This is a genomic window from Pseudomonas sp. LB3P93 (assembly GCF_054898025.1).
In genome coordinates, this window is record NZ_CM142713.1 from 580,807 (window position 1) to 593,134 (window position 12,328).

Here is a 12,328-nt window from a genome sequence, read left to right on the forward strand (position 1 = left end):
CAATGAAAATGGGATCGAAACAGTCGAAATAACAATAAAGCAGCGACTTTTTTCAGAATAAAAAACCGATGGCACGGCACTTGCTCTGAGCATTCAGAGAAGTCGAAGTGCCAACTAAAAAAAAACCTTGGAGCACCACCTCATGTCCCAGACGTTTTACAAGAAAGGCTTTCTGGCCCTCGCAGTGGCAACTGCGTTGGGTGTTTCTGCGTTTGCACAGGCTGATGTGAAAATCGGTGTGGCGGGTCCGATGACAGGTGCCAACGCGGCATTTGGCGAGCAGTACATGAAGGGTGCACAGGCTGCAGCCGACGCGGTCAACGCGGCGGGCGGCGTCAACGGGGAAAAAATCGTACTGGTGAAGGGCGATGACGCCTGCGAACCGAAACAGGCTGTGACGGTCGCCAAGGACCTGACCAACCAGAAAGTCGCCGGCGTGGTCGGTCACTTCTGCTCCTCGTCGACCATCCCGGCCTCCGAGATCTACGACGAAGCGGGCATCATTGCAATCACCCCGGGTTCCACCAACCCGGCAGTTACCGAGCGCGGCCTGAGTGCCATGTTCCGTATGTGCGGGCGTGACGATCAGCAAGGCATCGTGGCCGGTGACTACATCGTCGACGTGCTCAAGGGCAAAAAAGTCGTCGTCCTGCACGACAAGGACACCTATGGTCAGGGTCTGGCGGATGCAACCAAGGCCCAGCTGGAAAAACGCGGCGTGAAGCCGGTGCTGTATGAAGGCCTGACCCGTGGCGAGAAAGACTTCAGCACTATCGTCACGAAAATCCGCGGCGCTGGCGCCGATGTCGTCTACTTCGGTGGCCTGCACCCGGAAGCCGGTCCACTGGTTCGTCAACTGCGTGAGCAAGGTCTCAAAGACGTCAAGTTCATGTCCGATGACGGCATCGTGACCGACGAACTGGTGACCACCGCTGGCGGCCCGCAATTCGTGGACGGCGTACTGATGACCTTCGGTGCCGACCCACGCCTGCTGGCAGACAGCAAAACCGTGGTAGACGCATTCCGCAAGGCCGGTACCGAGCCTGAAGGCTACACCCTCTACGCTTACGCTTCGGTCCAGACACTGGCGGCTGCTTTCAATGGCGCCAAGTCCAACAAGGGTGAAGAAGCTGCCGCATGGCTGAAGAAGAACCCGGTCAAAACCGTCATGGGCGAGAAGACCTGGGACGCCAAGGGCGACCTGAAGGTCTCCGACTACGTGGTTTACCAGTGGGACAAGGACGGCAAATACCACCAACTGGAAAAACAGAAGTGATATGACCTGCTGATTTGCCCGGTGCCTTGTGCGCCGGGCAGATCAAAGAACATGTCCGTGCAGTACCTGTCTTTTCTCGTAGAGCTGCACACAACCGTGTTGCCCCGGCGGCTGAACCCCGGTCCGTTGCACCCGGCTTCTGTGCAGTCTCTCAAATGCGTGAGATTGCGTTATGGATGGTATTTTCCTGCAGCAACTGGTCAACGGTCTGACCCTCGGGTCGGTCTATGGCCTGATCGCCATCGGCTACACAATGGTCTATGGCATCATCGGCATGATCAACTTCGCCCACGGCGAGGTTTACATGATTTCCGCTTACCTCGCGGCAATCAGTCTGGCTCTGCTGGCATACTTCGGTATTGAATCCTTCCCGCTACTGATGCTCGGCACCTTGATCTTCACCATCATAGTCACGGCGGTGTATGGCTGGGTCATCGAGCGTGTCGCCTACAAACCCCTGCGCAACTCCACCCGACTGGCACCGCTGATCAGCGCCATCGGGATTTCGTTGATCCTGCAAAACTATGCCCAGATTGCCCAAGGCGCCAAGCAACAAGGTGTGCCGACCTTGCTGACAGGAGCCTGGCGCGTCGAAATCGGCACCGGCTTCGTGCAATTGACCTACACCAAGGTGTTCATCCTGATTGCCGCATTCGCCGGCATGGCGCTGCTGACCTACATCATCAAGTACACCAAGCTCGGCCGCATGTGCCGCGCCACCCAGCAAGACCGCAAGATGGCCTCGATCCTGGGGATCAACACCGACCGCGTGATTTCCTACGTGTTCATCATCGGTGCAGCGATGGCGGCCCTGGCCGGCGTGCTGATCACCATGAACTACGGCACGTTCGACTTCTATGCCGGCTTCATCATCGGTATCAAGGCGTTCACCGCCGCGGTGCTCGGCGGTATTGGTTCGCTGCCTGGCGCGATGCTCGGCGGGATCATTCTCGGGATCTCCGAGTCGCTGTTCTCAGGTTTGGTCAACTCGGACTACAAAGACGTTTTCAGCTTCTCGCTGCTCGTTCTCGTTCTGGTCTTTCGGCCCCAAGGCCTGCTCGGCCGTCCTCTTGTGTCGAAGGTGTAAGCGATGTCTTCAACCACTAAAAAAACCATTGATCTCAAAAGAAGCCTGGTTGACGCGATTCTTGCCGGCCTTGTCGCCCTGATTGTGTTCGGCCCGATTGTCGGCGTGGTCCTCGACGGCTACGGCTTCAATCTGGAAACGACCCGGGTGGCATGGATTGTCGCCATCGTCATGGCTGGCCGGTTTGCTCTGAGCCTGTTCCTGCAAACGCCCAAGGGCCTGAAAATTCTTGAAGGCTTTGAAAGCACCGGCTCCGGGGTTCATGTACTGCCACCTGATTACAAATCCCGGTTGCGCTGGATCATCCCGCTGGTGATCGTCGTTGCCGTGGTGTTCCCGTTTTTCTCCAACTCCTACCTGCTGGGCGTGGTTATCCTGGGGCTGATCTACGTATTGCTGGGCCTGGGCCTGAATATCGTGGTTGGCCTGGCCGGCCTGCTGGACCTGGGTTATGTGGCGTTCTACGCCATCGGTGCCTACGGATTGGCGTTGGGTTATCAATACCTCGGACTGGGTTTCTGGACGGTACTGCCGCTGGCGGCCATTACCGCGGGCCTTGCCGGTTGCATCCTCGGGTTCCCGGTGTTGCGTCTGCACGGTGACTACCTGGCGATCGTGACCCTCGGTTTCGGCGAAATCATTCGCTTGATCCTCAACAACTGGCTGTCCCTGACTGGCGGCCCGAATGGCATGGCGGCTCCGTTGCCGACGTTCTTCGGCCTCGAGTTCGGCAAGCGTGCGAAGGAGGGGGGTGTCCCGTTCCATGAGTTCTTCGGCATCGCTTACAACCCCGACGTGAAGTACTACTTCATCTATGCGGTGTTGTTCCTGGTGGTGCTGGCCGTGCTGTACATCAAGCATCGTCTGGTCAAGATGCCGGTCGGTCGCGCCTGGGAAGCCTTGCGTGAAGACGAAATCGCCTGCCGCTCCATGGGCCTGAACCACGTACTGGTCAAGCTCTCGGCGTTTACCATCGGTGCATCGACTGCCGGCCTGGCCGGTGTGTTCTTCGCCACCTATCAAGGCTTCGTCAACCCGACCTCGTTCACATTCTTCGAATCGGCACTGATCCTCGCCATCGTGGTACTCGGCGGCATGGGCTCGACCATCGGCGTAGTGATTGCAGCGTTCGTGCTGACCGTGGCCCCGGAGCTGCTGCGTGGCTTCGCGGAATACCGCGTGCTGCTGTTCGGCATCCTGATGGTGTTGATGATGATCTGGCGACCGCGCGGCCTGATTCGGATCAGCCGTACCGGTGTGACCCCTCGTAAAGGAGTAGCGCCATGAGCGAAGTCGTACTCTCGGTCGAGAAGCTGATGATGCACTTCGGCGGCATCAAGGCGTTGAGCGATGTCAGCCTCAAGGTGCATCGCAACTCGATCTTCGCCCTGATCGGCCCCAACGGCGCCGGCAAGACCACCGTATTCAACTGCCTGACCGGGTTCTACAAGGCCTCCGGTGGCAAGATCGAACTCAATACACGCGGCCAGCGCACCGATGTCATCCAGCTGCTGGGTGAATCGTTCAAAGCCACGGATTTCGTTTCGCCGAAAAACTTCATCACCCGGCTCCGCTACAAGATGTTCGGCGGCACCCACTTGGTGAACCGTGCCGGCCTGGCGCGGACATTCCAGAACATTCGCCTGTTCAAGGAAATGTCGGTGCTGGAAAACCTGCTGGTGGCCCAGCACATGTGGGTCAATCGCAACATGTTGGCCGGCATCCTCAACACCAAGGGCTACCGCAAGGCCGAAAGCGATGCGCTGGACCACGCCTTCTACTGGCTGGAAGTCGTGGACCTGGTGGACTGCGCCAACCGCCTGGCCGGTGAACTGTCCTACGGCCAACAGCGTCGTCTGGAAATCGCCCGGGCGATGTGCACCCGGCCGCAGATCATCTGCCTCGACGAACCCGCCGCCGGCCTCAACCCTCAGGAAACCGAAGCGCTGAGCGCGATGATCCGTCTGCTGCGCGACGAGCACGATCTGACCGTGGTGCTGATCGAACACGACATGGGCATGGTAATGAGCATTTCCGACCACATCGTGGTGCTGGACCACGGCATCGTTATCGCCGAGGGTGGACCTGAAGCGATTCGTAATGACCCGAAAGTGATTGCGGCCTACTTGGGCGCTGATGAAGAGGAAGTGGTGCTATGAGCCAACCCATCCTCGAACTCAAGGATCTGGATGTGTTTTACGGGCCGATTCAGGCCCTGAAAAAAGTCTCGCTGCATATCAACGAAGGTGAAACTGTCAGCCTGATCGGCTCCAACGGCGCCGGCAAATCGACCCTGCTGATGTCGATCTTCGGCCAGCCGCGCGCGGCTGACGGGCAGATCATCTATCAGGGCGTGGACATCACCCACAAGTCGTCGCACTACATCGCGTCCAACGGCATCGCTCAGTCGCCTGAAGGCCGGCGGGTGTTCCCCGACATGACCGTCGAGGAAAACCTGCTGATGGGCACCATCCCTATCGGTGACAAGTACGCCAAGGAAGACATGCAGCGCATGTTCAAGCTGTTTCCGCGGCTAGAAGAACGACGTACTCAACGGGCCATGACCATGTCCGGTGGCGAGCAACAAATGCTCGCCATCGCCCGTGCTTTGATGAGTCGGCCCAAGCTGTTGTTGCTCGATGAGCCAAGCCTGGGGCTGGCGCCGATCGTGGTGAAACAGATCTTCGCGACCCTGCGCGAACTGGCAAGTACCGGCATGACCATCTTCCTGGTCGAGCAAAACGCCAACCACGCCCTCAAGTTGTCGGACCGGGCGTACGTGATGGTCAACGGTGAGATCCGCCTCACCGGCACCGGCAAGGAGCTGCTGGTCAACGAGGAAGTGCGTAACGCTTATCTCGGCGGGCACTGACAAGCCGCCGAAATATCCACAGCCCCGGCGAGCAATCGCCGGGGCTTTTTTACATCCCCAATACACCTCTAATCCCTGTGGGAGCGAGCTTGCTCGCGATGGCGGCGGCACAGTCGGCATCGAGGTGTCTGACCCACCGCTATCGCGAGCAAGCTCGCTCCCACAGGTGTCCGCAGTGTGCTTTTTGGAAATTGTGGAAAACAATATTCACAAGCTCTCAAACCGCGACATAAAGCCGCTGCAAATAGTTGTTTTGTCACGGTTTTGACTTGTCCCCGTTTGCTGTGGAGCTGGCTGTGAATAACGTGGGAGTAGCTGGCTGAGAGCCTTTGAATACGTGGCTTGCAGCGATGTGGTTGTTTTTTGATCAAGCGTTTTTGCTGAACCCGGAGTCGGCTTTGTCAACCTTTTTGTTGGTGAGCAAACCGGCTCGAAATGTGATGGGCAAGCCTGTGGATAAGTCTGTGGTTAAACTCTGGAAAGACTTGGCTGAGGGCCGTGGTTACTGGCTTGGCGCCATCGTCGGTTCGATCTTCCCATCGTGCAAAATGCCTTGGGCTACACAGCTGGCACCCGAGGGTCAAGCAAAAAACTTTGTAATCTGCCCGCAAAGCCTTGTGGACAGCGGCTTCCAGCTTTTTCACTTGCCCCCGGAAACTGTGGACCGGCCTGTGGATAAGGTGCGTGTACATGGCTGCAGGCCACGGCGTCTATGGCGTTCGGGCTGTTGCTCGATTTTTGTACAGTTTTTACGGTGGTTGCCGCTGTGGGCAAGGCCGGGCATGCTGCCAGCTGATTTTCTATTCCAATGGCTCTCGATCAGCCGAAGCAAGGAGAACACGATGTCCAACACCCTGTTTATTACCGGCGCGACCTCCGGTTTTGGTGAAGCCTGTGCCCGTCGTTTTGCCGAGGCCGGTTGGAAACTGGTGCTGACAGGCCGTCGTGAAGAACGTCTCAACGCCCTGTGCGCCGAGTTGTCGAAGCAGACCGAGGTCCATGGCCTGGTGCTCGACGTGCGTGATCGCAAGGCCATGGAGGAGGCGATCGCCAACCTGCCGCCGTCCTTTGCCAAACTGCGCGGGCTGATCAACAACGCAGGTCTGGCGCTGGGCGTTGACCCGGCACCAAAGTGCGACCTTGACGATTGGGACACCATGGTCGACACCAACATCAAAGGCCTGATGTACAGCACTCGCCTGTTGTTGCCACGCCTGATCGCCCACGGTCGCGGTGCCGGTATCGTCAACCTCGGCTCCATCGCCGGCAACTACCCGTACCCGGGCAGCCACGTGTATGGCGCGAGCAAAGCGTTTGTTAAACAGTTCTCGCTGAACCTGCGCTGTGACCTGCAAGGCACTGGCGTTCGCGTCAGCAACATTGAGCCGGGCCTGTGCGAGAGTGAGTTCTCGCTGGTGCGTTTCGCGGGAGACCAGGAGCGTTACAACGCGACCTACGCCGGTGCCGAGCCGATCCAGCCGCAGGACATCGCCGAGACCATTTTCTGGGTGCTCAATGCGCCGGCGCACATCAACATCAACAGCCTTGAGCTGATGCCGGTGAGTCAGACGTGGGCCGGGTTTTCGATTGAGCGTAATGCCAAGGCTTAAAACCGCGTAACGGCCATCGCGGGCAAGCCACGCTCCCACAGGTTTTGTGTTGAATCGCTATATTGCGAACGACACAAAATCTGTAGGAGCGAGCGATGCGGCGATCCGACTTGCTCGCGATGGCGGTCGATCAGTCAGGGGAGATAATCGACCAACCCGCGATAGCAGGTCGCCAAGTGATAAGGCGTCGTTGAAGGCATGTCTTTGCGGCTGACTTCGCCCTGCTCATCGCGACATTCATACCATCCGTCCACATGCAGAAAGCGTTGCTGCAACGCCTGCAATTGGCGTTGTACCAAGGCTTCGCTGTCCGGCCGCAAGGTCAGGGCGCGCAGGTATTCAGCCTGGGCCCAGATTCGTTGGGTGGCATCTTTCGCAGAACCATTCAGATCGAGCATCGCCGCCACCGCGCCCGTTTGCGGATCGACACCCAGTTGCTCAGTGAGCGCAAATGCACGCTCAAGCGAAGCATGCAGTTTTGATCCTCGCAGCAATGGCGAAGACTCCAGCAGGAAAAACCACTCAAACTGATGCCCCGGTTCAAACCAGTTATCCACAGCACCCAGCGGTTTCTCCATCAATACGCTGTGTTGCGAGTCGATAAAACGCATCTGCATGGCTGTGCATAACTCGACAAGCGCGCGTTGCACAGCGATGTCTTCGCGTATCGACAGGGTCGCGAGGAAGGCTTCGGCCAAGTGCATCAGGGGATTTTGCAGGGGACCGGAGTTGAGCGAGGACCAGTCACGATCGAGGCTGGCTTCATACAGGCCGTCGCCCGTGGCGAAGCGTCGCGCCAGCACTTCCAGTGTGGCGTTGAGCACCGACTCCACCAGCGGTTCGCGAACCTTGTCCCAGTAAAGGGCGCACGCGAACAGGATGAAGGCATGGGTGTAGAGGTCTTTGCGCTGATCCAGTGGCGCACCTTGCGGGTCGATGCTGTAGAACCAGCCGCCGTGTTCGGCGTCGTGGAAATGCTGTTGCAAGGAACGAAACAGCGCCGCGGCACGCTCCTCGGCGGCCGGCACTTGGCCGATCAGGCTGGAAAACAGATACAGCTGCCGCGCGCAGGCCATCGCGCGGTAGCGCTGGGGTGGCAACGGCTGATGCCCGGCGTCCAGCGCTTCATAAGGCAACGCCATGTCGGCATTCCAGCCGGGACCTTGCCAGAGCGGCACGATCACGTCCTGGAAATGCTGTTGCACCGAGGCGAACAGGGCGGTCAATTCAGGCTGGGAGGCGGAGCGGGAAACAGGCGGCATTGGCTGGCGTCGTCACGGCAGGGTTGATTGCGCGACATGTTAGCAGAGTGAGCGGGGCGATCGTTCCCACGCTCTGCGTGGGAATGCAGCCCGTGACGCTCCGCGTCACTGGACGCGGAGCGTCCCTAGAGGCATTCCCACGCGGAGCGTGGGAACGATCTGGGGGCTTAGCCCGCCAACAACCAAACCCCGGTCGCCGCCGAAGCCGCACCGGCCAATCGAACCAACGGCGCCGCCGCTTGCGGCAACACGCGCACCACGCCATAACCCGCTGCATGCAACGCCGCCGTCGCTGCGACAAACCCCGCCGCATAAGCCCAAGGGCTCGACATATCAGGCAACTCCAGCCCATGGGCAACACCATGGAACAGCGCGAACAAAGCAGTCGCCCCCACCGCCACGCTCAACGGCGGACGCACCACCAAGGCGACCGCCAGGCCAAGCGCCAGCACCGAGGCCGCAATTCCGCTTTCCAGCGCTGGCAGGTTCAGTCCTTCAAAACCCAGCAGCCCGCCAATCAGCATGGTGCCGACGAATGTGCACGGCAGCGCCCAGCGCGCGGCGCCTTTCTGCTGCGCTGCCCACAGCCCGACTGCAACCATCGCCAGCAAGTGATCGAGGCCGCCAATCGGGTGGCTGATGCCGGCGAGCAAACCGTTGTCGCCGTGTCCCGGGTGGGCGAAAGCGATGGCCGGAGTCAGTAGCAGGGCGATGGCGCCCAGAATGCGTTTAAGGGTCATGGATAAGCTTCCTTGTTGATAAGTCGTGATCAGGCCGCGGTCAGCAAGCCCTGGCGTTCGATGAAAGCGATGATCTCTTCCAGGCCCAAACCGGTTTTCTGGTTGCTGAAGACAAACGGCTTGCCGTTGCGCATGCGTTGGGTGTCGCTGTCCATCATTTCCAGCGAAGCGCCCACCAGCGGCGCGAGGTCGACCTTGTTGATCACCAGCAAGTCGGATTTGCAGATCCCCGGCCCGCCCTTGCGCGGCAGCTTGTCGCCGGCCGAGACGTCGATCACATAGATGGTCAGGTCGGACAGTTCCGGGCTGAAGGTCGCCGAGAGGTTATCGCCACCGGACTCCACCAGAATCAGATCCAGGCCCGGAAAGCGCCGGTTCAGTTGATCCACCGCTTCGAGGTTGATCGAGGCGTCTTCGCGAATCGCCGTGTGCGGGCAGCCGCCGGTTTCCACGCCGATGATGCGCTCAGGCGCCAGGGCTTCGTTGCGCACCAGGAAATCAGCGTCTTCGCGGGTGTAGATGTCGTTGGTGACAACGGCCAGGTTGTAGCGGTCGCGCAGGGCAAGGCAAAGCGCCAATGTCAGGGCAGTTTTACCGGAGCCGACCGGGCCGCCAATGCCGACGCGCAGGGGTTGTGTGTTCATGTGACTCTCCAGATTTAAAGGCCCTAGGAACGGAACAGACGGCTGTACTGACGTTCATGGGCCATGCTCGCCAGGGACAGGCCGAACGCGGCGCTGCCATAGTGTTCGGGGTGGATTCGTGTGGCGTTCTGCTGGGCTTGTTGCAGTAACGGCAGCAGTTCGCTGGTCAGGCGTTGAGCGGCTTGCTGGCCGAGCGGCAAGGTTTTCATCAGCACCGCCAATTGATTTTCCAGCCAGCTCCAGAGCCACGCCGCCAGCGCATCTTGGGGACTGATCGTCCAGGCGCGGGCGGCCAGCGCCCAGCCGAGGGCCAGGTGTGGTTCGGCGCGCTGTTCGAGAAAGGCGCGGGCCGGCGCATCGAGTTCCGGCAAACCGTTGAGCAGTTGCTGCAGCGAATAGCCCATCTGCCGGCTCTCCTGATGCAGCTCGCGGGTTTCCCGGCTGGCGCGGTGTTCTTCGCAGCGTTGCAGCAACTCAGCCCAGTTTTCTTCGGCTGCGGCCTCGCAATGGGCGAGCAGCAGCGGCGCTTCGAAACGCGCCAGGTTCAGCAGCAGCTGATCGCTGATCCAGCGTCGCGCGCTGTCTGCGTTAGTCACCCGCCCGTTATCCACCGCCATTTCCAGGCCTTGCGAATAGCTGTAGCCGCCAATCGGCAGTTGTGGGCTGGCCAGGCGCAGCAACGCCCAGGCCGGGTTCATAAACGGACGCCGAACTGGTGCAGTTTCGGCGGATAGTTGAAGTCCTCGTCGCCGTGGCGGGAATGGTGATGGCCGCCGCCATAGGCGCCGTGTTCCGGCTGGAACGGCGCTTCGATGTTTTCGACACGGGCATCCAGCTGTTCGAGCATAGCCTTGAGCACGTAATCGTCGAGCAGACGCAGCCAGCCATCGCCGACTTGCAGGGCGACGTGCCGGTTGCCCAAGTGATAGGCCGCGCGAGTCAGTTCGAATGCGTTGGCGCACGTGACGTGCAGCAATTGTTCGGGGCGGGCGCAGACACGGACGATGCGCCCGTCTTCGGCTTGCAGACATTCGCCGTCATGCAGCGGCGGCTGACCACGCTCCAAAAACAACCCGACGTCCTCGCCTTCGGCACTGAAACAGCGCAAACGGCTTTTGCTCCGGGCTTCGAAGGTCAGGTGCAACTCGGCGGCCCAGACGGGTTGAGGGACGATTCTGCGATGAATCACCAGCATCGGGAGGCTTCCAGCAATGGACAATGCTCAGGCTAGAGCAAGGGGCTTGCCAATCGGGCGATACGTAGGAAATACCTGTCGGAGTGAAGGTGGATGATTCAGGAATTGGCGGGCTTTGGCTGAGATTGGTGCGCGAGGGGAGGGTTTTGCGCAAAGTTGGTGCGTAGACGGTGCTCCAGATCGTTCCCACGCTCTGCGTGGGAATGCAGCCAGTGACGCTCTGCGTCACATTTTGGAGCTGACGCAGAGCGTCCATTGAGGCATTCCCACGCAGAGCGTGGGAACGATCAGCGCAAGTAGCGTTACTCGGTGCTGCCCAGGCCTTGCCAATGCTTCAGGCCGATGAAGATGAAGCGCAGCTGCTGGGTGATTTTTGCCTGTGGCGTCAAATGCTCAGGCAACGCCTCCGCTGGCGGATCGATAATGTCCGGAAGGGTCGCGAACACGCTTTTGACGATCAAATCAGCCATAACGCTCAAACCGGCGATATCCAGATGCTGCAACTTCGGCATCAAGGACAAGTCAGCTGCCAGGTCCGAGCTGATGTCTTCACGCAAACGTCCGATAGCCTGACGCACCGGCAACGATCCGCCATACTGCTCGCGGGCCAGGAACAGGAACTGCGAGCGATTGGCCGAGACCACGTCGAGAAAGATCCGTACCGAAGCGTCGATGATGCCGCCCATGACGAACTCGTTATGGCGCACCAGGCGAATGGTTTCGCGAAAGGTCTGGCCGACTTCGCTGACCAGCACCAGGCCCAGTTCATCCATGTCGGCGAAATGCCGGTAGAAACCGGTGGGCACGATGCCAGCGGTTTTCGCGACTTCGCGCAGGCTTAAGCTGCCGAATCCTCGGCCACATTCCATCAGGTGACGGGCAGCGTCCATCAGGGCGTTGCGGGTTTGTTGTTTCTGTTCGGCGCGGGGCAACATCGCAAGGGTGTTTTTCTGGACAGGGACAGCGGCGCACTCTAGCAAATCGGCTTCGCTGGCGTCGAACGACTATCGAGGGATCAAGCGGGGATTTGCAGCTTCTATAGGGTCAAACCCGATAAAGTCAAAAGCCCAATCCGGGGATTGGGCTTTTTTTCAGGGCCACCATGGGCTCAGCTCACAGAGCTGTTGCGTTCGATTACACGGTCACCACCACCTTCGGCAAGGGTTTGACCTGGGGTACGGTCGGAACCGTCAGCAGCCAGAGTTTGACCTTGTGGGGTGCGATCGGAACCGTCAGCGGCAACGGTTTGGCCTTGTGGAGTTTTGTCGTAGCCGTCTTCAGTGATCAAGCCTTTTTCTTTCAGGCGATCATTGCCGCCTTCGGCAAGGGTCTGGCCTTGTGGAGTGCGGTCGGAACCATCGGCAGCAACGGTTTGGCTGAACACCGAGTGGCTGTTTTTGACTTGCGGAGTGGCTTGGTCAGCAGCGGGCAGAGCGAAAGCGGTGCTGGCCAGCATTGAGAGGGTAAGGCTAAGCAGTAATTGGCGTTTCATGATGGGTTGCTCCTTGGGGGGGCGATAAAGTGGGTACGAGGGCAATGCTACTCTCGATAAGTCGATATAAAAGTTCATAAACGCAATGGTAATAATCAACGGAATTGATTGTTCTGCCGCAGCGCTCTAGAACGGGCGTCTCCGGCGAAC

The 12,328-nt window shown here is 59.4% G+C and carries 13 protein-coding genes; 6 read left to right on the plus strand and 7 right to left on the minus strand.

Translation table 11 applies throughout. The annotated features are described in order from the left end of the window. The first annotated feature begins 142 nt into the window (after positions 1–142). The 6 genes from ACYZT8_RS02525 to ACYZT8_RS02550 all read left to right on the plus strand — a co-directional run bounded on the left by ACYZT8_RS02525 (position 143) and on the right by ACYZT8_RS02550 (position 6,845). Positions 143–1,276: an ABC transporter substrate-binding protein gene (locus ACYZT8_RS02525; RefSeq protein ID WP_461978975.1), complete on the plus strand. Its 1,134-nt coding sequence runs from the start codon at positions 143–145 to the stop codon at positions 1,274–1,276. A 172-nt stretch (positions 1,277–1,448) separates the two neighbouring features. Next, a complete protein-coding gene (locus ACYZT8_RS02530) occupies positions 1,449–2,363 on the plus strand; it encodes an ABC transporter permease subunit (RefSeq protein WP_230151632.1) in 915 nt (304 codons plus the stop codon). Positions 2,364–2,366: 3 nt separating this feature from the next. Further along, entirely contained in the window at positions 2,367–3,650 is a 1,284-nt protein-coding gene (gene livM / locus ACYZT8_RS02535) for a high-affinity branched-chain amino acid ABC transporter permease LivM (protein ID WP_131058839.1), read from the plus strand. Next, entirely contained in the window at positions 3,647–4,522 is an 876-nt protein-coding gene (locus ACYZT8_RS02540; RefSeq protein ID WP_461978978.1) for an ABC transporter ATP-binding protein, read from the plus strand. Before livM ends, ACYZT8_RS02540 begins: the two co-directional genes overlap by 4 nt. Beyond that, a complete protein-coding gene (locus tag ACYZT8_RS02545) occupies positions 4,519–5,235 on the plus strand; it encodes an ABC transporter ATP-binding protein (protein ID WP_213940976.1) in 717 nt (238 codons plus the stop codon). Before ACYZT8_RS02540 ends, ACYZT8_RS02545 begins: the two co-directional genes overlap by 4 nt. A gap of 842 nt (positions 5,236–6,077) precedes the next feature. Next, on the plus strand, positions 6,078–6,845 hold the full coding sequence (locus tag ACYZT8_RS02550) for an SDR family oxidoreductase (protein WP_090176198.1): 768 nt from the start codon (positions 6,078–6,080) through the stop codon (positions 6,843–6,845). 134 nt (positions 6,846–6,979) lie between these two features. Here the strand turns inward: ACYZT8_RS02550 and ACYZT8_RS02555 are convergent, their stop codons facing one another. From ACYZT8_RS02555 to ACYZT8_RS02585, 7 genes are all read right to left on the minus strand, one after another. Continuing rightward, positions 6,980–8,107 (minus strand): AGE family epimerase/isomerase, encoded by a 1,128-nt coding sequence (locus ACYZT8_RS02555; RefSeq protein WP_461978980.1) that lies wholly within the window; start codon positions 8,105–8,107, stop codon positions 6,980–6,982. Positions 8,108–8,274: 167 nt separating this feature from the next. After that, positions 8,275–8,847 carry a HupE/UreJ family protein gene (locus tag ACYZT8_RS02560; RefSeq protein ID WP_461978982.1) on the minus strand — a complete coding sequence of 191 codons (573 nt, stop codon included), beginning with the start codon at positions 8,845–8,847 and terminating at the stop codon, positions 8,275–8,277. A gap of 29 nt (positions 8,848–8,876) precedes the next feature. Further along, entirely contained in the window at positions 8,877–9,491 is a 615-nt protein-coding gene (gene ureG, locus ACYZT8_RS02565) for an urease accessory protein UreG (RefSeq protein ID WP_059405780.1), read from the minus strand. A gap of 23 nt (positions 9,492–9,514) precedes the next feature. Then, positions 9,515–10,189 (minus strand): urease accessory protein UreF, encoded by a 675-nt coding sequence (locus tag ACYZT8_RS02570; protein WP_461978985.1) that lies wholly within the window; start codon positions 10,187–10,189, stop codon positions 9,515–9,517. Continuing rightward, complete coding sequence (ureE, locus tag ACYZT8_RS02575) at positions 10,186–10,686, minus strand: urease accessory protein UreE (protein ID WP_461978987.1); 501 nt, start codon at positions 10,684–10,686, stop codon at positions 10,186–10,188. The genes ACYZT8_RS02570 and ureE overlap by 4 nt, the downstream gene beginning before the upstream one ends. A 302-nt stretch (positions 10,687–10,988) precedes the next feature. Continuing rightward, positions 10,989–11,621, minus strand: a complete 633-nt coding sequence (locus ACYZT8_RS02580) for a TetR family transcriptional regulator (protein WP_010464134.1) — start codon at positions 11,619–11,621, stop codon at positions 10,989–10,991. Positions 11,622–11,794: 173 nt separating this feature from the next. Continuing rightward, a complete protein-coding gene (locus tag ACYZT8_RS02585; protein ID WP_461978989.1) occupies positions 11,795–12,178 on the minus strand; it encodes a hypothetical protein in 384 nt (127 codons plus the stop codon). Positions 12,179–12,328: the final 150 nt, after the last annotated feature.

Excerpts from the sequence above, each read along its gene's own strand:
- ACYZT8_RS02525 (WP_461978975.1), top strand. The coding sequence starts at position 143 with ATGTCCCAGACGTTTTACAAGAAAGGCTTTCTGGCCCTCGCAGTGGCA.
- ACYZT8_RS02530 (WP_230151632.1), top strand. The coding sequence starts at position 1,449 with ATGGATGGTATTTTCCTGCAGCAACTGGTCAACGGTCTGACCCTCGGG.
- livM (WP_131058839.1), top strand. The coding sequence starts at position 2,367 with ATGTCTTCAACCACTAAAAAAACCATTGATCTCAAAAGAAGCCTGGTT.
- ACYZT8_RS02540 (WP_461978978.1), top strand. The coding sequence starts at position 3,647 with ATGAGCGAAGTCGTACTCTCGGTCGAGAAGCTGATGATGCACTTCGGC.
- ACYZT8_RS02545 (WP_213940976.1), top strand. The coding sequence starts at position 4,519 with ATGAGCCAACCCATCCTCGAACTCAAGGATCTGGATGTGTTTTACGGG.
- ACYZT8_RS02550 (WP_090176198.1), top strand. The coding sequence starts at position 6,078 with ATGTCCAACACCCTGTTTATTACCGGCGCGACCTCCGGTTTTGGTGAA.
- ACYZT8_RS02555 (WP_461978980.1), bottom strand. The coding sequence starts at position 8,107 with ATGCCGCCTGTTTCCCGCTCCGCCTCCCAGCCTGAATTGACCGCCCTG.
- ACYZT8_RS02560 (WP_461978982.1), bottom strand. The coding sequence starts at position 8,847 with ATGACCCTTAAACGCATTCTGGGCGCCATCGCCCTGCTACTGACTCCG.
- ureG (WP_059405780.1), bottom strand. The coding sequence starts at position 9,491 with ATGAACACACAACCCCTGCGCGTCGGCATTGGCGGCCCGGTCGGCTCC.
- ACYZT8_RS02570 (WP_461978985.1), bottom strand. The coding sequence starts at position 10,189 with ATGAACCCGGCCTGGGCGTTGCTGCGCCTGGCCAGCCCACAACTGCCG.
- ureE (WP_461978987.1), bottom strand. The coding sequence starts at position 10,686 with ATGCTGGTGATTCATCGCAGAATCGTCCCTCAACCCGTCTGGGCCGCC.
- ACYZT8_RS02580 (WP_010464134.1), bottom strand. The coding sequence starts at position 11,621 with ATGTTGCCCCGCGCCGAACAGAAACAACAAACCCGCAACGCCCTGATG.
- ACYZT8_RS02585 (WP_461978989.1), bottom strand. The coding sequence starts at position 12,178 with ATGAAACGCCAATTACTGCTTAGCCTTACCCTCTCAATGCTGGCCAGC.